Here is a 22,700-nt window from a genome sequence, read left to right on the forward strand (position 1 = left end):
GGGCTACGAGGCCTGCATCGCCGATTTCACGCTCCACTCGCCCGTCCGGCGGTAGAGTCGACGCCATATGTGGATTGGATGGATAGAATTCGACTTCCTTCTCGGCGATGTGCACTCACTCAAAGAGAAGCGTTCCGTGATTCGGCCGGTGATTTCCGAATTGCATCGCAAGTTCGCAGTGTCGGTCGCAGAGACCGACCATCGTGAATTGCACAGACGGGCAGGTATCGGCGCGTCCGTCGTCGCCGGCGATCTCGACCACGTCACCGATGTCCTCGACCGAATGGAACGCGTCGCGGCCTCACGCCCCGAGCTTCAACTCGTCTCCGTCCGACGGCGCACGATCCGAAGCGACGACATCTAGGCCGGGTCAGCGACGGACGTCGAACACCTGCTTCTGAATTCCGTTGCCGTACACCGCGTGTTCGACGAGTTCGAGATGCGTGGTGTCCTTGTCGGCCGCACTGAACAGGCGCTTTCCCGCGCCGAGCAGGACCGGGAAGACGAGCAGGTGGTACCGATCGACCAATCCGGCGTCTGCGAGACTTCGTCCCAGTGTGGCGCTGCCGTGCACCGAGATCGGCCCACCGTCGGAATTCCTGAGCTCTGCAACGTCGTCGACACTGCGCAGTATGGTTGCCGGCCAACGTGAGTCGTCATGGTCGAGCGTGGTCGATACGACGTACCTCGGCATCGCGTTGTACTGGGCGAAATCGTCCATGCTGGGCCAGATCGGCGCAAATGCCTCGTACGAAGTGCGGCCCAACAGCAGCGCCGTGGCCTCTTCTTGCTCGCGTCCCTTGATCTCGTACGCCGCCGGGTCGAATTCGATGTCGTTGAACGTCCACCCCGAGTTGCGGTAGCCCACCTCGCCGCCGGGTCCTTCCATCACGCCGTCGAGAGAAACGAACGCGGTCACGATCAGAGTGCGCATGGTGATCCTTCGGGTTCCGGAGTCGGGTGCCGGAATCGTAAACCATGGGCCCGAGACGGCGTCGATTCTCGGGCTCGGCACTGTTTGCCCGACTCACCCGTGGCACTGTGGACTTCATGGCAGAAGAACTGGAACGCACCGAGGACGGTCACTACATCGTCATCAAGGGTCGCCGTTGGCGCGCAACGGATCCCGATATTCCGGAGGAACGCGATGCCGAATTGCGGTCCATTCTCATGGCGTGGCGCAGGGAGGTCAAACGCACGTCGGGTGCACCGGAATCTCGGGCGGGTGTACAGGCCACCAAAGTTGCCCTCGGCGAGCGAGGCACGCCGTGGTGGGAACAGACCGACGACGAGCGACGGGCCCGGTGGGAAGCGAACGTGTCGCGGCCGGACGACAGCGACACCGAGAATTGACACTCGATCTCGACCGGTGACTTTTCGTCGTCACGAGTGTCTACTTGTTCGACGGCTGTAGTCGACCCGGCTCAGCAAAGCCTGTTCGGAAAAAAGGAGATCTCGGTCGTGTCCACTCTGAATCCCTACCTGTCGTTCCGTGACAACGCGCGTGAAGCGATGGAGTTCTACCGGTCGGTCTTCGGTGGTGAACTCACGTTCACCACGATCGGCGAGGCTCACGCCAGCGAGGATCCCGCCGATCAGGACAAGATCATGCACGGTCAGCTCACGACCCCGAACGGGTTCACCCTGATGGGCGCCGACACCCCCTCGTCTATGGAACACACGCCCGGCAACACGATGAGCGTGTCTCTCAGCGGCGACGAGGAAGAGGAATTGACGGGCTACTGGAACGAGTTGGCCGTCGACGCGCAGTTCACGATGGGCCTGGAGAAGGCTCCGTGGGGCGACACGTTCGGCATGTTGACCGACAAGTTCGGCGTGCAGTGGATGGTCAATATCGCAGGATCGACCAGTGGGAGCTGAGCCCTCGCGGGCGCCGCTAGACGACGACCGTCTTCGGCGGGACAGCGTGCCGCAGATTCTCGGGCCCCCAGCCCCGATGGAGTGCCACCAGCAACACGGCACAGCCGATCCCCGACAGAACGAGCGCGGAGCCGAACATCGCCGTGTAACCGAACAGGTCGCCGATCAGACCGGCGGCAATTCCGGCCGCGCCCTGCGCGAAAACCACCGCACACGCCATCAGTGTGTAATCACTACCCGCGTACCGCTTCTCGGATGCGTCCATCATCAAGGCGAACACTGCAACAGTGGCCGCTCCGCCGAGAACATGTTCGATGATGTTGGCCGAGACCAGGAGGGGAAATCCGCCGATACCCAAGGACGCAACGACATACAGCGCGAGGCTCAGGGTTTGGCTCACTCCTCCGACCAGCAGCGCGCGGCGACGTCCGTGTCGAAACGACAACCACGCCCCGAGTGCTGCTCCCCCTAGAGCAGCCACCGAAGACAGACCGCCCTCGACCAGTGCAATCTGGGGCAGCGACAGTCCACTGTCCGACAGAAACGGCCCCACCAGTGCCGATCCCATCGAATTTCCGAACTTGAACCCGATGATCAGCAGGATGAATGCCGCCATGCCGGGCCTACGCAGCCGGGACCACCATGCGACCGCGAGCCGCGACGGAGTCTCCGGTTCGTCGGACCGATCGGAGTCCGCATCGGCCGCGTCCAGCTGCCTGCGCATCCACCACACGGGGACCGTCGAGAGCACTATCAGCAGTGCCATCGCGACGAACAGCACCTGCCACCCGGCAAAGGTAAACAGCCACAGAAGCAATCCTCCGCCGCACACCATTCCGATCCGGTAGGCACCGACCTGCAGGCCGTTGCCGAGCCCGCGCTGCGCCGCGGTGAGCGTGCGTACCGCGATGCCGTCGGTCGCGATGTCCTGCGTCGCGGAGAGGGCGTTGATGACGAAGATTCCCACGAAGAGCCAGCGCAATGTCGACGACAGATCGAGGAACGACAGTGCCAGCGCCACCGCCGCGGCCGAACATTGCAGCGACAGCAGCCACCGTCGCCTGGATCCGTAGCGATCGACGTACGGTGCCCACAGAAACTTCAGAGCCCACGGCAGAAACAGCACACCGGTTGCGCTGATCTTCACCAGCGAGAAGCCCGACTCCCGGAGTACCACCGGGAGCGCCTGAGTGAAGAATCCGAAGGGCAGCCCCTGCGCGAAGTAGAGCGCCCCGAGGAGGGTGAGGGTCCCGGCCGTGAACGACGCCGGACGCACCGGATAGGTCATGACGGTCATCGTGTCAGAGCGGCGTCGACTCCGCCGAGTACTCCACCGGCTGACGAAGGATCGTACGCAATTTCGCGGGTGCGACCCGTCGTGGATCGCTCAGATAGATCTCGTGGTGCTTGCCCGTCATCGTCATTCCGGAGTCGGGAATGTGCCGCTGGTGCAGCTCGGCCAATACCGACGTCTCGTCGTCGTAGGAGCCGATGTGCAGGGTCTGCACGCACAGTCCCTCGTCCAGGGTCTCCAGCCGCACTTCGGTCGACGCATCGGAACCCCTCTTGGCCCGCACCGACGCCACAGCCGACTCGAACATCGTTCGGTCGATCCAGTCGGGCACCATGATCATGGTCGTCCAATTCCATTGCGCTTTGTCACGCGCGGTGGTGAAGGACGCCATGTCGTCCGCCCACCACAGTGCCTCGAGCGGCATGACGACGTAGTCACGGTCGAGGTTGTTCCTACTGGCGAACTTCAGTGCGTAGGCCACGGGGTAGAGCGCGGTGATCGCGGAGGCGTACTCCGGTGCAGTGTTGGGATCGCCGCGCCCGTCGACCATCAGATAGGTCAGCGGCGGTACGACGAGGGTCCGAAAGGTGTTGTGCCGCGCGGAATATGCGTCGAGCGTCTTCTTGAAGTCGATCTTCGTCGCGCGCGTCACGGCGAGGACCGAGCGGGAATTCGTCGCAACAGCACCGTTGCCGCATCGAGGACCACGTGGCGATCGTAGGTGAGCAGGTAGTCGTACATCGGAGTGCCGTCCTCCGCCGTACCGCGTTCGACTGCGATCAGCGCCACGCTGGACATCGGAGCCAGGATCACGATCGAGCGTTCCATTGCCAGGGGTTCGTCCGCGCCGACGACGACCGTCCGGACATTGTGCAGTTCGGGCGCGGGGTGCGAGTCGAAGACGGCCATCAGCGCGGTACGCGACGCCAGATCGTCGTAGATCGCTGCGCGCGCAGGGGTCGTACCGGTCGACGAGCTCACGGTGGCCAACACCACGGTCGACGACCCGGTGCCGTACGCACTGTGCAACAGACTGTTCTCGATGGCATCGAGCAGTGTTGCATCGGCGTGCCTACGGGCACCGAGTTGATGGGTGAGGCCGTACGGAGTCACGGCCACCGGAGCGCGCACGGTCACCGAGCCATCCAGATCCAGTGGACGGACGGGTTCGAATGCCTCGCCGAATCCCGGAAGGGATTCCGGTGCACCGTACAGATAACCTTGGCCGAGAACGGCACCCATGGCTCGCGCGTAGCTCTCGTGGCGGATTGTTTCGATTCCTTCTGCCAGCACCAACGCACCGGTGCGTTCGGCCTCGGCGGCAACGGCAGCAACGATGGCGGCTGTCTCGTTGCTCGAACGGCCCTGCACGAGTGCCATATCGAGTTTGATCACGTCCGGTCGCAGGAGCGGGATCAGCGCCAGACTCGACGAGTCTGCCCCCACGTCGTCGATAGCCACTCGCCAACCCAGGTTGCGCGCATGCTCGGCTGCCCTGAGCAGTCCGGCCGGATCACCCATCAGATCTCGCTCGGTGATTTCGACGATGATCGACAGCCGTGCCGCGTCGGCGAGAATCGGAAGGTGATCCCGAGGAGGCGGCGCGTCGAGAGCGATGGGTTCGGCATTGACGAACAGCGCCATCCCTTCGGGATAGCCGGCTTCGACGGCACCGCGCAGCGCGCTGATCCTGCAACGCCAATCGAAATCGGCGGTGACGTCCTGCTCACGGGCTACGCGAAGAAGTTCCGTCGGCGAGATCGGCGGACCATCTCCGCACGTACGGACAAGCGCTTCGTACCCCACCACAGCGCGGCCGTCGAGGGTGACGATCGGCTGATACGCCGACGTGAGGTCGATCGACATCGGAGACATTTCGTCGTGTGTAGGACGTCGACGCACGGTGGAACCTCCCTCGGTGCTTGTCCTTCGGTCCCCACCCGGTGGATCATCATGCCCGACCCGGCCGAATTTTCCGATACCCGACTGCGGTCTGCACGTTGCGTTGCTGGCTATAGGGTGCTCGGAGTAGTCGACGAACGGCGGTGAATCATGGTGGGAGCGGAGTCTGCGCCTCGGGCCACTCACGATCACCTCTTCGCGGGTCGATATCGACTCGGTGCAGTGCTCGGGCGCGGCGGAATGGCCGACGTCGTACACGCAGAGGATCAGGTGCTCGGCAGATCCGTGGCAGTGAAGATTTTCCGGCACGGTGAGCCGCCGGACACTGCACAACGGATCGACGCGGAGGTCCGGACCCTGGCGTCGTTGTCGCACCCGGGTCTGGTGACGCTGTACGACGCGGGAACCGCGCACGATGCCACCGGTGTACCTGTGCCGTATCTGGTGATGGAGCTGATCGACGGTCCCACTCTCGGTGCCCTTCGCCAGGGCCGGGCACTGCCGTACGCCCACGTCGCGCGGATCGGCTGTGAGATCGCGGAGGCGCTCGCCTACATTCACGACCGGGGTGTGGTGCACCGCGACATCAAACCGGCCAACATTCTGATCGCCCAGGATCCTGACGTCGGCGTGGGGCAATGTGCCAAGCTCGCAGATTTCGGCATTGCCCGCATAGTGGATGCAGAAAGACTCACCGAGCACGGCACAACGGTCGGTACGGCGCACTACCTCAGCCCTGAGCAGGCCACGGGGACCTCGGCCGGCCCACCGACAGACATCTACACACTTGCCCTCGTTCTCATCGAATGCATCACCGGCGCAATGGTGTTCGAGGGAAGTGCCGTGGCGGCAGCCGTGGCACGCCTGCACCGCGACCCTGCCGTTCCCGACGAGCTCGGGCCGGACTGGCATTCGCTGCTGACAGAGATGACGTCGAGGCGGCCGGAAGATCGACCGAGGGCATCGGCAGTCGCCCACCGACTGCGCGGGCTCCTGCGGAGCACAACACCTCTCCCTCGAACCACCGTGATGCCCGTGGAATCGATGAATGCTGTTGCACCCCTGCATGTTCCAGTGTCGACCGAGTCGAGTTCACCCCGCCGACGATGGATGATCGCGGCTGCGGCGACGCTCTTCGTCACGCTGGGAGCGGCGATCATCTGGGCGGCGTCCGGCGCGGGCGAGGATTCGAACCTGCCCGCTGCGCCGTCGACAACACTCGTGGAGACGACGACCGCGTCGCCCACGACACCTGCACCTGTGCCCGGGCCGGCACTCCCAGCTGTCTCGAATCCGCCCGAACCCGCACCGGCCCCCATGACGAATCCGGCTACGGTCGAGCCTGTCGCCCCGGCACCACTACCGCCGGGCAGCGGTAACGGAAACTCGGGCAACGGCAATGGCGGTAACGGCAACGGCAACGGGAACTCGGGCAACGGCAATGGCGGTAACGGAAATGGCAATGGGAACGGCAATTCCGGCCGAGGGAACTGAGTTCACGCCCGTCGGCGACGCAGCCGGTTCGGTTCTCGGAACCCCATGGTGCCCGCGCCATCGGGGATTGCACCCGGAATCGACACCGTTTCGAGCCTCGGTCGACAGAATTCGGCCGATTTCGCCCATGAACCGTGCGCCGGGTTTACGATAACGACTTCATCCAGGCCGATGACCCGTTCCCAGCGTGCGCCGCCATCCCCTGGTCGGTGCTGATGCGGCGTAGGTGTCCGACTCGGCGGGTACGGGGGGTAAGGCATGGTCTCGGACGTCATCGACTGCAGTGTGGTCTTCGCACACGACGTCGACCAGGTGTGCGGAGTCTTGAGCGCAGTCGAACTGTTCCCTCGCTACTTCCCCGGACTCGATCACTGCCGGCTTCGCGAGTCGGCGGCCGGGTACACGTGCGGAGCCGGCGGCGTCGAGCACGCCCTGGAACTGGTGGTGAACAGACGCAACCGGCCGATCATCACCATCGAACACCTGCAGTCCGGTGGGTTCATCAGGTTCACCCTCACTGCGCGCTCTGCGAACGAGACGAAGATCGATGTCACCGTCTTCAGAGCCGGACTCGGCGGTGCGTACTCGCCCCAACCCGAACACAACCGCGCCGTCGTCGACTGGGTGATGGGCGGTCTGCGCAGACTCGACGATTCGTTGTCCGGTACCTCGACGTCGATCGTGTCCAACACCGGCGACTCGCGATCGCTTCAGCTGGCGATCATGAAGACCATGGTGGGAACCGGTGTCATCCGAGCCGCACGTCCAGATCGCGCGTACCGACAGCTGAACTCGCTGGCGAAATGGGGCTTCACCCTCGGAGGCGGCTTCGCTGCCGCAGCAGCGAAATCACCGGACGAGATCGCCGTCATCGACGACCGCGGAACCCGTACGTTCGCCGAGATTCACCACCGATCTCATCGCATCGCAGCAGGTCTCGACGCGTCCGGCATCCGTCCGGGCAGCACAGTCGGCATCCTCGCTCGCAACCACTCTGCGATGATCGAATGCACCGTCGCGTGCGGAATGCTCGGAGTCGAGGTGGTCCTCCTCAACACCGGCTTGGCCGCTCGCCAGATCGAAGCGATCGCCGATCGCCATCAACTCCGGGTCCTGTTCGTCGACGACGAATTCGATTCGATGGTGCGCTACCTGCCGGACGACGTCACCCGCGTCAGCCTGTCTTCTCATACCGCCGTTCCGCGCCGACGCACCCTCGAGCATTTCGTCGCAGCGCCGTCTGCCTCGTTCGACAGGCCCGATCGTCCCGGGTCGGTGGTCGTGTTGACCTCGGGGACGAGTGGGTCGCCGAAGGGCGCACTCCGTCCGACCCCGAGGGGCTTCGGAACGGTCGCCGCAATGCTCTCTCGCATGCCTCTGCAGATGAACGAGCGGATGCTGATCGCGGCACCGATGTTCCACAGCTGGGGGTTCGCGGCGCTGCAGATCAGTACGCCGCTGCGCGCAACCGTCGTTCTCCAGGATCGGTTCGATCCCGAAGAGTGCCTGCGTGCGATCGAGGCGCACCGATGCACCTCGCTGATCGCCGTCCCGATCATGCTGCAGCGAATTCTCGAGCTGCCCGACGAGGTGCGATCCCGCTACGACACCTCGAGCCTGCGCGTCGTCGCCTGCAGTGGGTCCGCGTTGACCGGATCGACCGTGAACCGATTCATGGATCTGTTCGGTGATGTTCTCTACAACTTCTACGGGTCCACGGAGGTCTCGTGGGCCACGATCGCCACCCCCGAGGACCTGCGCGCCGCCCCTGCAACTGCGGGCCGGCCTCCGCTGGGCACAACCATTGCGGTGCTCGACGCCGACGGAAGCGCCGTCCCGATGGGAACTCTCGGCCGAATCTTCGTCGGTAACGACATGCTGTTCGACGGCTACACCAATGCCGAACCACCGTCGACCGTGTCGGCCCGCGGTGCTGCGCTGATGGATACCGGCGATCTCGGCTATCTCGATTGCAACGGTCGACTGTTCGTCTGCGGCAGGGACGACGAGATGATCATCTCCGGTGGCGAGAATGTCTTTCCAGGTCCCGTGGAAGATGCCATCGCCAATCTTCCTCAGGTCGGCGAGGTCGCTGTCGTCGGTGTTCCCGACAGCGAATACGGGCAACGTCTCGTCGCCTTCGTCGTCGGTCGCGGTGCGGCGAGCCTGGACGCGGAGATGGTGCGCGCCTACATCCGCAATCGCCTGAGCCGCTTCTGCGTCCCCCGAGACATCACCTTTCTCGACGAGCTCCCGCGAACCGCGACAGGCAAGGTCATCAAGAGGATGCTGATCGAACCGCCGACTGCCGCAGGAATGTAACGCTCAGCGGATTTCCCTGGCTGCAAGGACCGAACAACGAGTCGAATGACTGATGACGGCACACCTGCTCGCATCGGATACTTCGATATCGACGCGGTTCAGGGAGTGTGATGTCCGAAATTCGAGTAGTGATCGCCGATGACGACGTATTGCTGCGTGAGGGCCTGGCCAGTTTGCTCACTCAGGCGGGCCTGAACGTCGTGGGTCGAGCCGGCGACGCGGAGGAACTGCTGGCGTTGCTCGAGGTCGATCCGCCGGAATTGGCGATCATCGACATCAGAATGCCGCCGACATACACGGCCGAGGGCCTGGACGCAGCGTTGAGCATTCGGTCCCGCTTTCCCGACGTCGCCCTGTTGCTGTTGTCCGCACACGTCGAGGTCGATCATGCTCTCGAACTTCTCGACAGCGGAAATTCCACGGCCAGGGGTATGGGCTATCTGCTCAAGAGCAGGGTGACCGATGTGGCCGATTTCGTATCGACGATCGACCGCATCGCAGCGGGCGCATCGGTGATCGATCCTGCATTGGTCTACGAATTGGTTGCCGCCAAGCGTCGAGGAGACCCACTGGGCGCGTTGAGTTCTCGCGAACGCGATGTACTGACGTTGATGGCGGAGGGGCTGTCGAACGCCGGTATCGGGAGGCGGTTGTGGATCACCGAGGGAACCGTCGAGAAGCACGTCCGCAGCATCCTCACCAAGTTGGACCTGGCGGAGACGTCCGACGATCACCGTCGCGTCCGGGCCGTCATCCTCTACCTCGACACGGTCGGGTGATACGCAATCATCTCTTCAGGAGAGTGTCGATGGCGGTAGCCGACAGTTCGAACTTGGGCAGAAACCCCAGGGCCGAACTGCTTTCCACCAGATCCGCGAAATCCTCCTCGTCGTGGGTCGAGACGAGGATGACCGCAGGCGCGGGGGTCAGCGCCATCGCGTCGATCGCTTCGACGACGTCGAATCCACTGTCGGTACCGAGGTCGATATCCACCAGGACGAGGTCGGGTTGTGTGGATGCCACGGCTTCGAGCGCGTCGACCAACGAGATCGCACTCCCCACCACGGCGATACCCGCAGCCTCCAACAGCCGACGGGCAGCGATGCAGAACGCATCGCTGTCGTCGACGATCAGGCAACGCAGGCCGGAGGATCTCACCCTGTCGACCCTGTCAGAGAACAGTCGACGCAGCATTACCGCTAGCGGTACTTCGATCGGGCGGAAGTGACGATGACAGCCGAAATTGCCCGACGCAATCGGCTCGTCACTCTGATCCTGCGGCCGAGCGCTCCACCGGTGGCCTGCGGGGTTGCACTGGCTGCGGCCACGATCGGCCTCGAGATCGTCGTCGTTCTGCTACTCAAGCGGATCTCTCCCGAGAACGCCTTCGGTGCGATATTCCTCTTCGGCGTTCTGGTCGTATCCGCGGGCTGGGGCTTTCGTTTGTCGATTGCGACGTCCGTGGCGAGCGCTGCCGCTTATGCGTACATCCACGTCATCGAGAGCAGCGAGAGCCTCTTTCCGGCGCTTGTTGTTTTTCTCGCGTTGGCACTGCTCACCAACATGCTCGTCGGTCAATCGCGGCTTCGCGCGGCAGAATCGGATCAACGACGACGGGAAGCGGACATGCTCGCGTCCTTCGCCAGGACGATGCTGCGATCGGATTACACCCCCGAAATGCTCGACGCCGCCAGTGCCCGCCTGGCCGGCGTTCTCGACCTGCCGTTCGCGATACTGGGCCCCGAGAATTCTCCGGTCTCCACGGGGCAGGAGAAGATGCTTCTGCGCGACGGGCCGACCGTCACCGCGTCACTGCTGGTCCCTGCCGATCTGGACGCCGCCGATTCCCGTCGCGTCAGACGAGTCGTTCCGTCGTTGGAGGCTCTGCTCGCCGCCGCCCGAGACCGCCAGGACATGCACAACAGAACCGTGACTCTCGCTCGGCAACAAGCGTCGTTGCGGCGAGTGGCAACTCTGGTCGCGCTGCGGGCCGAGCCCGATGACGTATTCGTCGCCGTCGCAGACGAACTGACTGTCGGCCTGGACAACGAACACGTGTCGGTGATTCGCTACGCCGACGATTGCTACACCATTCTGGCAATCCGCGACGACGCCGGCGGAGACCGCGTGAGGGCCGGCGAACTCCTACCAGTGGGCGGAAAAAATGTCGCGACCATGATTGCCGACACCGGCCGCGCCGCGGCCGTCGACTTCACCACAGCGACAGGAGACATCGTGTCGCGGCTGGACGGGAGGGGAATTCGTCGGTCCGAGGGCGTACCGATCACTGTCGACGGCCGGACCTGGGGAGCGGTGATCATCGGCACCACCACCCCCTACTGTTCTGCGGGCGGTGACACCAGGGATCGAATGGCCGACTTCGCCGACCTCATCGCCACCGCGGTCTACAACCACGACACCAGGCTCGAGCTGACCCGGTCGCGATCTCGTGTGGTTGCTGCAGCCGACCAGGCGCGCCGCGGTATCGAACGAGACCTGCACGACGGTGCCCAGCAGCGAATCGTCTCTCTCGGAATGGAATTGCGCGCGGCACAGGAGTCCGTGCCGCAGCATCTGACCGAGTTGCGCACCCGGCTCGATCGCACCGTCGCCACGTTGTCTCAGGTGCACACGGATCTGCGCGAACTGTCCCGCGGCATCCACCCCGCAATACTCTCGCGCGGTGGACTGGCCCCGGCGTTGAAGACCTTGGCGCGGCGCAGCCCTGTTCCGGTGTCTCTGAAGGCCGATATTCCCTCTCGTCTGCCCGAATCGGTGGAGGTGGCGGCGTATTACGTTGTGGCCGAGGCACTGACGAATACCGCCAAATATGCCGAGGCCACCGAGGTCCAGATCACTGCGCGCGTGACGAAGAGTTGTGTGGAACTCGAGGTTATGGACGACGGATGCGGCGGTGCCGATCCGTCCGGAGGTTCGGGTTTGATCGGCCTGCAGGATCGAGTGGCCGCAGTCGGCGGAGAACTGACCGTGCTCAGTCCGCCCGGTGTCGGGACGACACTGTCGGTGCGCATCGGTCTGACTACCGGGTAGCAGGTAGTGACGCCACCGCTATCCCCTCCCCCACATTGGATGGCAGCGGCGACGCTTTCGCCTCCCGGTGGGACGAATGTTGTCGGTACCCAATCGAACCGATCCAGGAGCACACGATGCCGTTCATCACCACCACCGATGGAACCGATATCTACTACACCGAGCAGGGCTCAGGAAAGCCGGTACTGCTCAGTCACGGATGGCCCCTGTCCTCCGACGCGTGGCAGCTCGAACTCAAACTTCTCGCCGATGCCGGCTACCGCGCTATCGCGCACGATCGCCGTGGACACGGCCGGTCCTCGCAGACTGCCGTCGGCCACGACATGGACACCTATGCCAAGGATCTCGCCGAACTGGTCGAGGCACTCGACCTGCAGGAGCTCACCCTGATCGGACACTCGACCGGTGGCGGCGAAGTGGTGCGGTACGCCGCACAGCACGGTGGCAGCCGCGTCGCTCGTGTCATCACCGCAGGCGCAGTTCCGCCCATCATGGTGCAGTCGGAATCGAACCCGGAGGGCACACCGATCGCCGCATTCGACGACATCCGCAACGGTGTTCTGAGCGATCGCTCGCAGTTCTACCAGGACTTGTCCGAGCCGTTCTTCGGAGCCAACCGTGAGGGCTCGACTGTCTCGCAGGGAGCCAAGGACGACTTCTGGCGTCAGGGCATGTTGGTCAATCTGACCGCGGCCCACGACTGCGTGAAAGCCTTCTCCGAGACCGACTTCACCGAGGACCTCAAAGCGCTGACCGTGCCGATCTTCATCGCGCACGGCGACGACGACCAGATCGTACCGATCGCCGCGGCCGCACTGAAGACTGCCGAACTCGTCAAGGACGGCACCCTCAAGGTCTACCCCGGTGCGCCGCACGGCATCTACGGCGACTACCAGAAGGCCCTCGACGCAGACATTCTCGCCTTCATCGCCAAGTAACAGCCCCGCTCTCGCCCTCCGGAACAAAGGTGCCAACACGATGATCGGACCGTTCGCAGTCGTCGGAGCAACCGGAGGGCAGGGCGGCGCGGTGGTGGATGCCCTACTGGCGCAGGGGCAATCGGTACGCGCGGTGGTGCGGCGTCGATCGGCTCGCGCAGATCGACTACGTCAGCGGGGCGCTGAGATTGTCGTCGCGGACATCACCGATCGGGAATCGACCGCGGCCGCGTTGCGGAACAGTGCCGGTGCGTTCGTGATGACGACACCCTTCGAGGACGGTCCCGCTGCCGAATCGGCGCAGGGCGCGGCGCTCGTCGACGCCGTCGTCTCCGCGGAGGTTCCGCACGTGGTGTTCTCCTCGGTCGCCAGCGCGGATCGCCACACCGGCATACCGCATTTCGAGACGAAAGCCGAAACCGAGGCAATTCTGCGTGACGCCGGCGTGTCGTACACGATCGTCGGGCCCACCTACTTCTACGACAATCTCCTCGGCGGACTCGACGACATCCGAGCCGGCCGACTCGATTTGCCATTGCCGCTCGACACGCCGCTGCAGCAGCTGTCCCGACGCGACCTGGGGCGCTTCGTCGCAATGGTGTTGACCGATCCCGACACCTTTCGGGATCGACGAATCGATCTCGCATCGGACAATCCGACGCTGGAGGCCATGGCCACGACTCTGGGACGTGTATTCGGGACGTCGGTGCGGCCGTACTCGGGCCGAGCAGCAGACATCGGTTCCGAGGACATGAGAGCCATGTTCCAGTTTCTGACCGACATCGGTTACGACGCAGACATTTCCGGATTGCGTTCGAGTTACCCCGAGGTCGAGTGGCAGACGTTCGCACAATGGTCGGCGGCTTTGCTGTGACCACGACAGACACCGTGGCGGCAGCACCGTCCGCGTGGTCGCCGCTACGGAACACCGTGTACCGCAGCCTCTTCATCGCCCAGCTCGTCTCGAACGTCGGCGGCTGGATGCAGACGGTCGGAGCGCAGTGGTTCCTGGTCGAACGTGAGGCCTCGACCACCGTCATCGCGGCCGTGCAAACGGCAAGCTTGCTTCCCACGCTGCTGCTGGCCCTACTGGCAGGCGCATTGGCCGACGCACTCGATCGCCGAGTTCTGCTGATCGTCGTCGGTGCCGGGTCCATGCTGACCGGGGTGGTTCTGACGGCTCTGTCCTGGACCGACACCTTGTCTCCGTGGGGACTGCTTGCGTGCACCTTCGTATTGGGTTGCTGGACATCGCTTTCCGCGCCTGCGTGGCAGGCGATTCAGCCGGAGTTGGTGAGCCGCGAGGAGATACCGGCCGCCTCGGCGTTGGGTAGCGTGACCGTCAACGGTGCGCGCGCCATCGGGCCTGCGCTCGCCGGTGTGCTGGTGGCAGTGGCCGGTCCGACATTCGTGTTCGCCATCAATGCCGCGTCCTTCCTTGCAACGTTGAGTGTGCTGATCGCGTGGAAGCGGCCGAAGCACCCGCAGACCGACCGCGAGGGCCTCGCCGAGTCGATCCTCTCGGGCGTCCGCTATATCCGTTCCGGACCGGTGGTCAGACGCATCATTCTGCGCTCGGCCCTGTTCGCCTTCCCGGCCTCCGCATTGTGGGCTCTCCTGCCGTCGGCCTCGTCGTCGGTGCTGGGACTGGGCGCGGTGGGATACGGGGTGTTGTTGGGTGTGCTCGGGGTCGGGGCCGTGATCGGCGTCGCCGTGACGCCGGTACTCCGAAAGCGCTGCAGTGCAAACGTTCTCCTCGTGGGTTCAGCGGTCGGATACGGCATCGGGATGGCCGCGCTCGCATGGCTTCCGCTGTGGGCGGTGGTTCCGGCCCTGTTGCTGTCCGGCGTCGCCTGGATCACGACATTGACCGCGCTGAACGCCTCGATTCAGCTCTCGCTTGCGACGTGGGTTCGAGCGCGTGGAATGTCGGTCTACCTTCTGGTGTTCATGGGCTCGCAGGCCATCGGCTCACTGGCGTGGGGCTGGCTGGCGTCGAAGATCGGGATCGTCGACGCATTGGCCGTCGCGGTGGCCGCGTTGGCCCTCGTCGCGGCAAGCGTCGCCGTTCTGCCGTTGCGGGCCGAGACGGGCGTGCTCGACCGCGCGGTGTCGGTGGCCTGGCCGACTCCGACCGTGGTGTTCGAACCCGATCCCGACGACGGTCCCGTACGGATCACCGTCACGTACCGCGTTTCGAAAGACGCTCTGGAGCAGTTCCTGACGTCGATGGCACCGGTCGGGATCGCGCGAAAGCGGACGGGGGCGTACGCCTGGAACCTCTACCGGAGTCTGGACGTCGAGGACACCGTGGTCGAACAATTCACCGTTCCGTCGTGGAGCCAGTACCGGCGTCAGCGAGAAGAACGATGGCTCGGCTCGGATCACGACGTCATGCAGAACGCCCTGGCGCACACCGTCGACAGCGCTACCCGAACCGAAACCCACGACATCGCACTTTCGGTGCGAACGAACCCGAACGGAACATGATGGACAACGCACTCTCGGGCGTGGGGAACGTCTTCTACTTCTCGGACGATCTCGCCGCCGCCGTCGACTGGTATCGAACGCTCCTGGGAACCGAACCCGTCGACCTGCACGAGCAACTCGCTGCGTTCGATGTCTCCGGCACTCGCCTGACCGTCCACGTAACGGACAACTACAACCGGCCCGCGGGAACGGCTGGATCGGTGTCGTACTGGGACGTCGCCGACGTGGACGCCGTCGTCGCCGGCTGCGTCGATCGCGGAGGCGTCGTGCATCGGGGGCCGAAATCGGTGTTCACCGGCGAGCGTCTGTGCCAGGTACTCGATCCCTTCGGCAATCTCATCGGCTTCCGGCAGCCGTCTGCGCGCGCCGCGGGCTGACGGGGTCACTACCGGTCAGCGGTTGTGCGCATCATCCTTTGTCGGCGACCGCCTGCCTGGGCCTGGCGGTCCCAGATCGATGGAATTGGCAGCCGCGCATAGTGCCGGCGAATTGGGTACACCGGACGCATGCCGGAACTACCTGAAGTCGAAAACGCCCGACAGGTCGTCGAGAAAGCTCTCGGTCGTGTGATCGTCGACATCGACGACACGGACACGTTCGAGTGCCGACCACACATGCCGGGAGATATCGCCCGTGCGCTGACGGGCGGCAAGCTCACCGAGGCGCGCCGACGTGGCAAAGCGATGTGGTGCGAGACCATCACGGCCGACGGATCGAGCGGCCCGACTCTGGGCATTCACCTCGGCATGGGTGGACGCGTCATCGTCACCGCTCCCGACGGCGCGCGGACGTCGCAGTACGGAGGTGGCGATCCTCATGTGGGCGAGCGACCGACCGACAAGCCCGAGTGGACACGGTTCTCCATGACGTTCGAAGACGGCGGCCAGTTGCGGCTGTTCGACAAGCGCCGCCTCGGCCGCGTTCGACTCGAACCCGACATCGACGGGCTCGGTCCGGACGCCGCGGAAATCACGCGCGACGATTTCCGCCACCGAATCGGTTCCAGCGGTGCACCTCTCAAGGCACGACTGCTCGACCAATCGGCGATCGCAGGCGTCGGCAACCTACTGGCCGACGAGGTGCTCTGGCAGAGCGAGCAATCCCCGTCCAGGCGTGCCAAGACGCTTACGACAGAAGAGCTCGACGAGCTCCGCGTTGTTCTGCGTCGTGCGATCAGATCAGCGATCAAGAAGGGTGGCGTACACACCGGGGAGATCATTCCGTTCCGCAAGGCGGATGCGGCGTGCCCTCGATGTGGCGCGCCGATGCTTCGCGGAACAGTGGGTGGCCGCACGACGTGGTGGTGTTCTCGCGAGCAATCCTGATCCGATCCATCGCGGCGGGGTGCTCGATAGCGCTGTAGGACAGCATTTTTCGGAATTGTCAAGCGTGATCGAATGCGGCGCAACGCCACCGGACGGCGTACGGTGTTGGCAGCTTCGGACAACGCCGAGGCAGAGAACTTCGCCGGAGGGTGCATGCTTTCGACCGCCGACACAGACCCAGATCCGCACGTCACCTATCTGCCGCAACGGCATTGTTTCGCCGTCTGGCACAGCGCACCGGAGGCGACGCCTGTGGGAGGGTCCACTCCCATCGAGCTTGCGATTCCCGATGCGGACGGCACCGTCGTCGTGCGCACTGTGGATGCGCAACTCGTCGCCGCGAACGGTGCCGACCTTCGGACCGCCGCCGGCTCCGAGAAAGAGCCATCGACGCAGGGATGGTTGTCGATCCTGGACCACGTCGAGCGCAACCCCGACGTACGCGTGGTTCCTCGAGCGCTTGTCGACGCTCTCCCGCGGGCAGCACATGCTGTTCCCAACGCCGGCGGATCCAGCGTGTTGACCGCACACGGTGCCGCTGACGCGCTCCGAGCCAGCCTGCGCATGCAGAACCATCTGAGCGAGGGTGCGTCGATGTTCACACCGAGGCCCTATCAAGTCCACGGGGCGTCCTGGGTGCCGACCGTTCAGGAGATGGGCGGCGGGGGGATCCTCGCCGACGAGATGGGGTTGGGCAAAACGCTCCAGGCCATTTCGCACATGATCGTCGGAGCGCGGCGAGGCGAGGGCAACTATCTGGTCGTGTGCCCGACGTCGTTGATCAGCAACTGGCGGCGAGAAATCGAGAACTTCTCCAACGGCGAATTGGTCGTCAACGTGTACCGCGGGCCGACTCGAACTCTCGAGCAGTGCTCCGACGCGGGCTCTGTGACAGTGACCGGATACCCCACCTTACGCACCGACACCGACCGATTGAGCGAAATATCCTGGAGCACAGTGTTCTTCGATGAGGCGCACGTCATGAAGAACTCTCGAACCAAAATTGCTCGGGCCGCGCGTCGGTTGAGTTCCACCACACGCATCGCGCTGACCGGCACTCCTGTGGAGAACCGCATGGACGAACTCTGGGCTCTGCTCGATCTCACCAATCCAGGATTGCTCGGAACCCGGGCTCGGTTCACCCGGCGATTCTCGGTACCCATCGAACAGGGAGGCTCGGCGGCCGCACTCGCACAGTTGTCCGGCGCGATCGCGCCGGTCGTCCTGCGAAGAACGAAGGCCGAGGTTGCGACCGATTTACCGCCGAAGCACCATGTCGACGTTCTATGTCCGATATCGAACGAGCAAGCAACGCTGTACAACTCGGCCGTCGAGGAAGCATTCGACACCGGTTTCGGCCCGGATCGCGGACGAGGAACCGCAGTGCTTGCGCTACTGACCTCGCTCAAACTGATCTGCAACCATCCCGGCCTCGTCAACGGAGACTTGTCTCGACTTGCTGATCGCTCGGGCAAACTCGACAGGCTTACAGAGATCGTCGACGAACTTGCCGAATCCTCGCAGGCTGCGCTCGTCTTCACTCAGTACCGCCGCACCGGCGAGATCCTCTCCAATCACCTCGAACGACTCACCGGAGCCCCGATCCCGTTCTTTCACGGTGGCCTGGACGTGGACAAACGCGACAGAATGATCGATCAGTTCCAGAACAACGACCGATCCCCCGTCATGGTTCTCAGCCTGAGGGCGGCGGGGTACGGCTTGAATCTCACTCGTGCCAGCACCGTGATTCACTACGACCGATGGTGGAACCCCGCGGTCGAAGCGCAGGCCACCGACCGGGTTCACCGGATCGGGCAGAAGTCACGGGTGACAGTGATGGCACTGACGACCGAAGGAACGCTCGAGGAGCACATCGCGTCACTCCATACCCGCAAGAAGGCGATCGCCGGTTTGACCGAGAGCAACAACGAGTTGGCGCTGGCGGCGCTCGACGACTCGACATTGCGCGAGACGCTGTCGTTGCGGGCGGTGACGCGCTGATGGCCACAACACCGCAGCATGCGGCCTTCGGATCGACGCCATGGGGGAAGGACTGGGTCCGGCGAGTCGAGCCCATCGCCGTCACTCGACCGAATCCGACGCTTCCGCGGGCACGAAGCCTGGTCCGCAACGATGCAGTTGCCGTGCACCACAGCAAGATCGGGGAGTTTCGCTGTGTCGTGTCCGCCGGCAAGAAGGCAGAGACTGCGGTGCTGTCCCTCCCCCGTTATTCGGCGGCCGAACGGAAATCGGTGCTTCGCATCCTCGCTCGCCACACGCGCGGCGGGGCGTCCAGCGGTGACCTCCCCGACGAGGTCCACGCCGAACTCATAGCCGGCAAGCTATCGCCGGTCCCCAACACCACCGATGCGTTCTGCACCTGCTCCGGAAAAATAGATCCCTGCGTCCACGTGACGGCCGCAACCTACGCAGTCAGTCTGATCGTCGATCAGATGCCGACGACGGCGTTGGCCGTCCGTGGAGTCGATCTATCGGCTACAACTGCGTCGAACGATTTTCCGCGACGCTGGGTGCCCATCGAGAGTGTTGACGCCACAGGGTTTTTCGGCTGAGCTGACGCCCGGAATCAGGACGTTGCTTCGACTGCCAGTCGAGCGAGGGTGTCGTTCAGCTGATCCTCGGTGACCAGCGGGAACTTGACTTGTTGGAGCAACTTCTTGTCCGTGACCTTGGACCAGTCGTAGGTGTGGCGAACCAGCGTCTCATTGGGGCCCTGAGACTCGAGCTCCCACAACCACTCCCATCCGGGAGGCTCGTTGCCTGCGGGGGCCGTCTTCCATGCGACCAGCTTGTCTTTGATGTAGCCGGATACGTGGTTGTCGGTCTGGTACTCGCCGCCCATGTGATCACCCTGCATGTTCATCGTGAACTTCTCGCCGACCGCCTGAATACGGTCGGCGTGGTCCACGCTGCGGACGAAGCCTGATCCATCCAGGGCCTGATGCCGGTCCGGGTTGGTCAGGACGTCGAAAACAGCGTCGACGGGAGCTTCGATGGTCCGTTCGACTGTGAGCTTTGCGTTGTCGGTCATACATTCACTGTTCCCAGTCGACGGGCTCCCCAATCATGACGGAATTTCGCTGGGCAGCATGGGTCCACGACCGCCTGCACCGACAACGTTGCCCGTTCGATGTCCTCGCCGCCTTCGAACGAAACTCTCGGTGCCATCGCGGTGCGCTTACGACTGCGAGTGATCGGTGGTCAGAGCGAGCTCTCTACCGGCTTCGAAGTCGTTGCTCATCGCGGCAATCTTGGCGGTGGCGTAGGTGTAGGAGTCGGAACCGAGTAACTGGCGTAGAGGTCCCTGCGTCGAGGTAGCGATCTCGATGATCGCTGCGGCGCCCTTGACGGGGTCACCGAGCTGGGCGCCGTGCAGATCGAGATGGTTCTGCGTCATCTCCCGAATCGATTCGTAGCCTTCGGTGGTCGATTCAGGTAGTGATAGCGAAGTGGGAGTGAGGAATTCGGTTCGGAAGTAGCCAGGTTCGACGATAGTGACCTTGCCGCCGAATTCGGAGACTTCCGCCGCCAATGACTCGCTGAGACCCTCGAGTGCGAACTTCGCAGCGCAGTAGAGTCCCCAGCCTGGCATTGCAGTCAGTCCCAGGATCGAGGACACGTTGATGATGTGGCCGCTGCGCTGAGATCGGAGGATCGGCAGGGCCGATCGGAGTACATTCCACAGCCCGAAGATCTGGACATCGAACATCTGACGCACCGAAACGTCGGTGGTCTCCTCTACTGCTGCGAGGTAGCCGTACCCGGCATTGTTCACGACGATATCGAGTCCGCCGAACCGTTCTGCCGTCTGCCGAACTGCGGCCTCGACCTCGTCCGCAGCGGTCAGGTCCAGCGGCAGTGTGAGAAGGCGGTCCGTGTTGGCACCGTCCAGGGCCGCGCGCAGCCTGTCGACCGAACGAGTGGTGGCGGCGACGTTGTCGCCGCGTGCGAGCAGCTGCTTGACAAGTTGCAGACCGAGGCCTTGTGAGGTGCCGGTTACGAACCAGGTGTCAGCGGTGGCGGAAGTCATGTCGTTTGCTCCTCGAGTTCTGCGCCGAATGGACGGGTGGTGTTTCGGCGAGTGATCTCAGTTTCGTCCGCGGCGACGCCCCACAGAGGCCCATATCAGGCTCAATTCGACCCGGGTCCGGTGAACCTAGGACTCTGCGACCCATGTGTCGACGGACGCCGTACGACATGATGAATCGATGGACGAGATCAAGCGCGAGCTTGCCGACTTTCTGCGGCGGGCCAGGAGCCAGGTTGATCCATTCAGTGCGGGGTTACCGGCCGACGCGCGAGTGCGTCGTGTCCCGGGCCTGCGCCGCGAAGAGGTCGCCTTGTTGGCGGGGGTGTCGACGGACTACTACACGCGACTCGAGCAGGGTAGGCGTATCACTCCGTCGACGGGGGTTGTCGACGCGATCGCGCGGGCACTCGACCTCGACGACGCAGGCCGAACTCACCTCGGGAACCTGATCGGAGGTCGTTCCCCGTCCTCTTTCCGCCGAACCACGGCGGTCCAGCGGGTCCGACCTGGCCTCTATCAGCTTCTCGATGCCCTCGAAAGTCAGCCGGCACTTGTTCTCGGTAGAAGGTCCGACGTACTGGCCACCAATCGCATGTCACGCGCTCTCTTCACCGACTTCGATCGATGCGTGCCTCGGGAGCGCAACTACGCCCGGTGGATGTTCTTGGGCGACGAGCCACGAAATCTGTTCCTGGACTGGGAAGTACAGGCGCGCGCCGCAGTGGAAAGCCTTCGGCTGGAGGTAGGAAAGAACCCTGACGACAAGGCTGTCCGGACTCTGGTCGACGAGTTGTCGAACGAAAGTGCAGACTTTCGCCGATGGTGGTCGCAGCATCGAGTGTTTCAGCGGACGCACGGGTCGAAACGACTGCGGCATCCAATTGTCGGAGAGGTGACGGTCGACTACGAAACGCTCACGCTGCCGGATGATCCGGAGCAGACGTTGTTCGTGTATACAACCGAGCCCGGCACTAGTTCGAGGCAAGCTATGAATGTTCTTGCCAGCTGGTCGATTTCAGGATTCAAGATCGAATCAGAATAGACACACGGAACGCCCTCGGTTGTCAGTCTCATGCGAGGTCGAAGTCCTCGCGAGCTCGTTCGATCTCCGGCATATGCTCGGTGGCCCATTGCAAGATGACGTCGATCGGTGGCCGAAGCGTCTTCCCCAGTGGCGTGATTCGGTATTCGACAGCGACGGGGCGCGAACTAAGGAGAACCCTTTCGACAATGCCGTTTCGTTCGAGCTTTCGCAGAGTCGCGGTGAGCGACTTCTGCGTCACGGTCGGAATCGCGCGCCGCAGTTCGTTGAAGCGGCACGGTCGCTCGCAGAGTTCGTTGAGGACGGCCAGCGACCATTTGTCGAGAACCTGATCGAGCAACTCACGGTGTGGTGCGCTGATGGTGAGTTCGTCCTGCGCGGCCGAGGTATCGGTCATGAAACCACGTCTCCTTGAAGTGACTTTCGTGTACCAGGTATCAATGTTATACCTAGCCGCAACCACCGAGGAGAAGTCGATGTCCGTCATCTATTCCAGTCCAGAAGGCATGACCCAACAAGTGCCGTATCACCACGTCGCTGTGGGTACCGGAACGCGCCACGTGCACGTCAGCGGCCAGATCGCACGCCGGGTCGACGGTACCCCGGTGGCTCCCGGCGACCTTGCGGGTCAGGTTGCACAGGCGCTGAGAAATACTGCGATCGGATTGGCGGGCGCGGGCGCGACGTTCGACGACGTGTTGCGGTTGACGTTCTACGTCACCCATTGGATGCCCGAGAAGATCGCCGAATTCATGGCAGGTGTCGAACAGGTCGCCGCCGAGATCGGAATGCCGATTCCCATGCCGCCCGCCTCGCTCATCGGAGTCGACTATCTCTTCGAACCCGACGTACTCGTGGAGGTCGAGGCGACGGCAATCCTCGACTGAAATCGAGGCGCCGTAAGCACTCG

24 protein-coding genes are annotated in these 22,700 nt (G+C 63.7%); 16 read left to right on the plus strand and 8 right to left on the minus strand.

Going from position 1 to position 22,700, the window contains the following annotated elements:
• Positions 1 to 67 precede the first annotated feature (67 nt).
• Positions 68 to 364 (plus strand): DUF503 domain-containing protein, encoded by a 297-nt coding sequence (locus ACNEOT_RS15850; protein WP_415974986.1) that lies wholly within the window; start codon positions 68 to 70, stop codon positions 362 to 364.
• Positions 365 to 370: 6 nt separating this feature from the next.
• Here the strand turns inward: ACNEOT_RS15850 and ACNEOT_RS15855 are convergent, their stop codons facing one another.
• On the minus strand, positions 371 to 934 hold the full coding sequence (locus ACNEOT_RS15855) for a dihydrofolate reductase family protein (RefSeq protein ID WP_415974988.1): 564 nt from the start codon (positions 932 to 934) through the stop codon (positions 371 to 373).
• A 116-nt stretch (positions 935 to 1,050) separates the two neighbouring features.
• Here ACNEOT_RS15855 and ACNEOT_RS15860 point away from each other — a divergent pair, with 116 nt between their 5' ends.
• Complete coding sequence (locus ACNEOT_RS15860) at positions 1,051 to 1,353, plus strand: hypothetical protein (RefSeq protein WP_415974990.1); 303 nt, start codon at positions 1,051 to 1,053, stop codon at positions 1,351 to 1,353.
• 99 nt (positions 1,354 to 1,452) lie between these two features.
• Complete coding sequence (locus ACNEOT_RS15865) at positions 1,453 to 1,881, plus strand: VOC family protein (RefSeq protein WP_415975226.1); 429 nt, start codon at positions 1,453 to 1,455, stop codon at positions 1,879 to 1,881.
• A 16-nt stretch (positions 1,882 to 1,897) separates the two neighbouring features.
• On the opposite strand, the gene ACNEOT_RS15870 is transcribed toward ACNEOT_RS15865, so the two are convergent.
• From ACNEOT_RS15870 to ACNEOT_RS15880, 3 genes are read right to left on the minus strand one after another with little or no spacing between them, the layout of a single operon-like run.
• Complete coding sequence (locus tag ACNEOT_RS15870; protein WP_415974992.1) at positions 1,898 to 3,169, minus strand: MFS transporter; 1,272 nt, start codon at positions 3,167 to 3,169, stop codon at positions 1,898 to 1,900.
• A 13-nt stretch (positions 3,170 to 3,182) separates the two neighbouring features.
• Positions 3,183 to 3,827 (minus strand): GyrI-like domain-containing protein, encoded by a 645-nt coding sequence (locus ACNEOT_RS15875; RefSeq protein WP_415974994.1) that lies wholly within the window; start codon positions 3,825 to 3,827, stop codon positions 3,183 to 3,185.
• On the minus strand, positions 3,824 to 5,050 hold the full coding sequence (locus ACNEOT_RS15880) for an EAL domain-containing protein (RefSeq protein WP_415974996.1): 1,227 nt from the start codon (positions 5,048 to 5,050) through the stop codon (positions 3,824 to 3,826). The genes ACNEOT_RS15875 and ACNEOT_RS15880 overlap by 4 nt, the downstream gene beginning before the upstream one ends.
• Before the next feature lie 177 nt (positions 5,051 to 5,227).
• Between ACNEOT_RS15880 and ACNEOT_RS15885 the strand changes: the two genes are divergently transcribed.
• From ACNEOT_RS15885 to ACNEOT_RS15895, 3 genes are all read left to right on the plus strand, one after another.
• Positions 5,228 to 6,571, plus strand: a complete 1,344-nt coding sequence (locus tag ACNEOT_RS15885) for a serine/threonine-protein kinase (RefSeq protein WP_415974998.1) — start codon at positions 5,228 to 5,230, stop codon at positions 6,569 to 6,571.
• A gap of 258 nt (positions 6,572 to 6,829) precedes the next feature.
• Positions 6,830 to 8,893, plus strand: a complete 2,064-nt coding sequence (locus tag ACNEOT_RS15890; RefSeq protein ID WP_415975000.1) for an AMP-binding protein — start codon at positions 6,830 to 6,832, stop codon at positions 8,891 to 8,893.
• Positions 8,894 to 9,003: 110 nt separating this feature from the next.
• The gene (locus tag ACNEOT_RS15895) at positions 9,004 to 9,672 is read left to right on the plus strand and encodes a response regulator (RefSeq protein WP_415975001.1); all 669 of its coding nucleotides are present in this window, start codon (positions 9,004 to 9,006) and stop codon (positions 9,670 to 9,672) included.
• A gap of 7 nt (positions 9,673 to 9,679) precedes the next feature.
• On the opposite strand, the gene ACNEOT_RS15900 is transcribed toward ACNEOT_RS15895, so the two are convergent.
• Entirely contained in the window at positions 9,680 to 10,051 is a 372-nt protein-coding gene (locus ACNEOT_RS15900) for a response regulator (protein ID WP_415975002.1), read from the minus strand.
• A gap of 72 nt (positions 10,052 to 10,123) precedes the next feature.
• On the opposite strand from ACNEOT_RS15900, the gene ACNEOT_RS15905 reads away from it, so the two are divergent.
• The 8 genes from ACNEOT_RS15905 (at position 10,124) to ACNEOT_RS15940 (ending at position 19,270) form a co-directional block, all read left to right on the plus strand.
• Positions 10,124 to 11,944: a sensor histidine kinase gene (locus ACNEOT_RS15905; RefSeq protein WP_415975004.1), complete on the plus strand. Its 1,821-nt coding sequence runs from the start codon at positions 10,124 to 10,126 to the stop codon at positions 11,942 to 11,944.
• Between the two features lie 116 nt (positions 11,945 to 12,060).
• Positions 12,061 to 12,882: an alpha/beta fold hydrolase gene (locus ACNEOT_RS15910; RefSeq protein WP_415975006.1), complete on the plus strand. Its 822-nt coding sequence runs from the start codon at positions 12,061 to 12,063 to the stop codon at positions 12,880 to 12,882.
• Between the two features lie 40 nt (positions 12,883 to 12,922).
• Positions 12,923 to 13,756 (plus strand): NmrA family NAD(P)-binding protein, encoded by an 834-nt coding sequence (locus tag ACNEOT_RS15915; RefSeq protein ID WP_415975007.1) that lies wholly within the window; start codon positions 12,923 to 12,925, stop codon positions 13,754 to 13,756.
• Positions 13,753 to 15,372 carry an MFS transporter gene (locus tag ACNEOT_RS15920; RefSeq protein WP_415975008.1) on the plus strand — a complete coding sequence of 540 codons (1,620 nt, stop codon included), beginning with the start codon at positions 13,753 to 13,755 and terminating at the stop codon, positions 15,370 to 15,372. The genes ACNEOT_RS15915 and ACNEOT_RS15920 overlap by 4 nt, the downstream gene beginning before the upstream one ends.
• Complete coding sequence (locus ACNEOT_RS15925; protein WP_415975010.1) at positions 15,369 to 15,749, plus strand: VOC family protein; 381 nt, start codon at positions 15,369 to 15,371, stop codon at positions 15,747 to 15,749. Before ACNEOT_RS15920 ends, ACNEOT_RS15925 begins: the two co-directional genes overlap by 4 nt.
• Before the next feature lie 129 nt (positions 15,750 to 15,878).
• On the plus strand, positions 15,879 to 16,697 hold the full coding sequence (locus ACNEOT_RS15930; protein ID WP_415975011.1) for an Fpg/Nei family DNA glycosylase: 819 nt from the start codon (positions 15,879 to 15,881) through the stop codon (positions 16,695 to 16,697).
• 72 nt (positions 16,698 to 16,769) lie between these two features.
• Entirely contained in the window at positions 16,770 to 18,698 is a 1,929-nt protein-coding gene (locus tag ACNEOT_RS15935) for a DEAD/DEAH box helicase (protein WP_415975013.1), read from the plus strand.
• Entirely contained in the window at positions 18,698 to 19,270 is a 573-nt protein-coding gene (locus tag ACNEOT_RS15940) for a hypothetical protein (RefSeq protein ID WP_415975014.1), read from the plus strand. The genes ACNEOT_RS15935 and ACNEOT_RS15940 overlap by 1 nt, the downstream gene beginning before the upstream one ends.
• 14 nt (positions 19,271 to 19,284) lie before the next feature.
• Here ACNEOT_RS15940 and ACNEOT_RS15945 read toward each other — a convergent pair whose 3' ends face one another.
• On the minus strand, positions 19,285 to 19,749 hold the full coding sequence (locus ACNEOT_RS15945; protein WP_415975016.1) for an SRPBCC family protein: 465 nt from the start codon (positions 19,747 to 19,749) through the stop codon (positions 19,285 to 19,287).
• Positions 19,750 to 19,896: 147 nt separating this feature from the next.
• Positions 19,897 to 20,748, minus strand: a complete 852-nt coding sequence (locus ACNEOT_RS15950; protein ID WP_415975018.1) for an SDR family NAD(P)-dependent oxidoreductase — start codon at positions 20,746 to 20,748, stop codon at positions 19,897 to 19,899.
• Positions 20,749 to 20,926: 178 nt separating this feature from the next.
• Between ACNEOT_RS15950 and ACNEOT_RS15955 the strand changes: the two genes are divergently transcribed.
• On the plus strand, positions 20,927 to 21,790 hold the full coding sequence (locus ACNEOT_RS15955) for a helix-turn-helix transcriptional regulator (RefSeq protein WP_415975019.1): 864 nt from the start codon (positions 20,927 to 20,929) through the stop codon (positions 21,788 to 21,790).
• Positions 21,791 to 21,818: 28 nt separating this feature from the next.
• Here ACNEOT_RS15955 and ACNEOT_RS15960 read toward each other — a convergent pair whose 3' ends face one another.
• Positions 21,819 to 22,187 (minus strand): winged helix-turn-helix transcriptional regulator, encoded by a 369-nt coding sequence (locus ACNEOT_RS15960; protein ID WP_415975020.1) that lies wholly within the window; start codon positions 22,185 to 22,187, stop codon positions 21,819 to 21,821.
• A gap of 79 nt (positions 22,188 to 22,266) precedes the next feature.
• Between ACNEOT_RS15960 and ACNEOT_RS15965 the strand changes: the two genes are divergently transcribed.
• Positions 22,267 to 22,677, plus strand: coding sequence for a RidA family protein (locus tag ACNEOT_RS15965; protein ID WP_415975022.1), 411 nt, complete (start codon positions 22,267 to 22,269; stop codon positions 22,675 to 22,677).
• The last annotated feature ends 23 nt before the right edge of the window (positions 22,678 to 22,700 follow it).

The organism is Rhodococcus sp. 077-4, assembly GCF_047782425.1.
Lineage (GTDB): Bacteria > Actinomycetota > Actinomycetes > Mycobacteriales > Mycobacteriaceae > Rhodococcoides.

What these genes read in the sequence shown, in the direction of transcription:
- ACNEOT_RS15850 (WP_415974986.1), top strand. Translation starts at nt 68, where the DNA reads ATGTGGATTGGATGGATAGAATTCGACTTCCTTCTCGGCGATGTGCAC.
- ACNEOT_RS15855 (WP_415974988.1), bottom strand. Translation starts at nt 934, where the DNA reads ATGCGCACTCTGATCGTGACCGCGTTCGTTTCTCTCGACGGCGTGATG.
- ACNEOT_RS15860 (WP_415974990.1), top strand. Translation starts at nt 1,051, where the DNA reads ATGGCAGAAGAACTGGAACGCACCGAGGACGGTCACTACATCGTCATC.
- ACNEOT_RS15870 (WP_415974992.1), bottom strand. Translation starts at nt 3,169, where the DNA reads ATGACCTATCCGGTGCGTCCGGCGTCGTTCACGGCCGGGACCCTCACC.
- ACNEOT_RS15880 (WP_415974996.1), bottom strand. Translation starts at nt 5,050, where the DNA reads ATGTCTCCGATGTCGATCGACCTCACGTCGGCGTATCAGCCGATCGTC.
- ACNEOT_RS15885 (WP_415974998.1), top strand. Translation starts at nt 5,228, where the DNA reads ATGGTGGGAGCGGAGTCTGCGCCTCGGGCCACTCACGATCACCTCTTC.
- ACNEOT_RS15890 (WP_415975000.1), top strand. Translation starts at nt 6,830, where the DNA reads ATGGTCTCGGACGTCATCGACTGCAGTGTGGTCTTCGCACACGACGTC.
- ACNEOT_RS15895 (WP_415975001.1), top strand. Translation starts at nt 9,004, where the DNA reads ATGTCCGAAATTCGAGTAGTGATCGCCGATGACGACGTATTGCTGCGT.
- ACNEOT_RS15905 (WP_415975004.1), top strand. Translation starts at nt 10,124, where the DNA reads ATGACAGCCGAAATTGCCCGACGCAATCGGCTCGTCACTCTGATCCTG.
- ACNEOT_RS15910 (WP_415975006.1), top strand. Translation starts at nt 12,061, where the DNA reads ATGCCGTTCATCACCACCACCGATGGAACCGATATCTACTACACCGAG.
- ACNEOT_RS15915 (WP_415975007.1), top strand. Translation starts at nt 12,923, where the DNA reads ATGATCGGACCGTTCGCAGTCGTCGGAGCAACCGGAGGGCAGGGCGGC.
- ACNEOT_RS15925 (WP_415975010.1), top strand. Translation starts at nt 15,369, where the DNA reads ATGATGGACAACGCACTCTCGGGCGTGGGGAACGTCTTCTACTTCTCG.
- ACNEOT_RS15930 (WP_415975011.1), top strand. Translation starts at nt 15,879, where the DNA reads ATGCCGGAACTACCTGAAGTCGAAAACGCCCGACAGGTCGTCGAGAAA.
- ACNEOT_RS15935 (WP_415975013.1), top strand. Translation starts at nt 16,770, where the DNA reads ATGCGGCGCAACGCCACCGGACGGCGTACGGTGTTGGCAGCTTCGGAC.
- ACNEOT_RS15940 (WP_415975014.1), top strand. Translation starts at nt 18,698, where the DNA reads ATGGCCACAACACCGCAGCATGCGGCCTTCGGATCGACGCCATGGGGG.
- ACNEOT_RS15945 (WP_415975016.1), bottom strand. Translation starts at nt 19,749, where the DNA reads ATGACCGACAACGCAAAGCTCACAGTCGAACGGACCATCGAAGCTCCC.
- ACNEOT_RS15950 (WP_415975018.1), bottom strand. Translation starts at nt 20,748, where the DNA reads ATGACTTCCGCCACCGCTGACACCTGGTTCGTAACCGGCACCTCACAA.
- ACNEOT_RS15955 (WP_415975019.1), top strand. Translation starts at nt 20,927, where the DNA reads ATGGACGAGATCAAGCGCGAGCTTGCCGACTTTCTGCGGCGGGCCAGG.
- ACNEOT_RS15960 (WP_415975020.1), bottom strand. Translation starts at nt 22,187, where the DNA reads ATGACCGATACCTCGGCCGCGCAGGACGAACTCACCATCAGCGCACCA.
- ACNEOT_RS15965 (WP_415975022.1), top strand. Translation starts at nt 22,267, where the DNA reads ATGTCCGTCATCTATTCCAGTCCAGAAGGCATGACCCAACAAGTGCCG.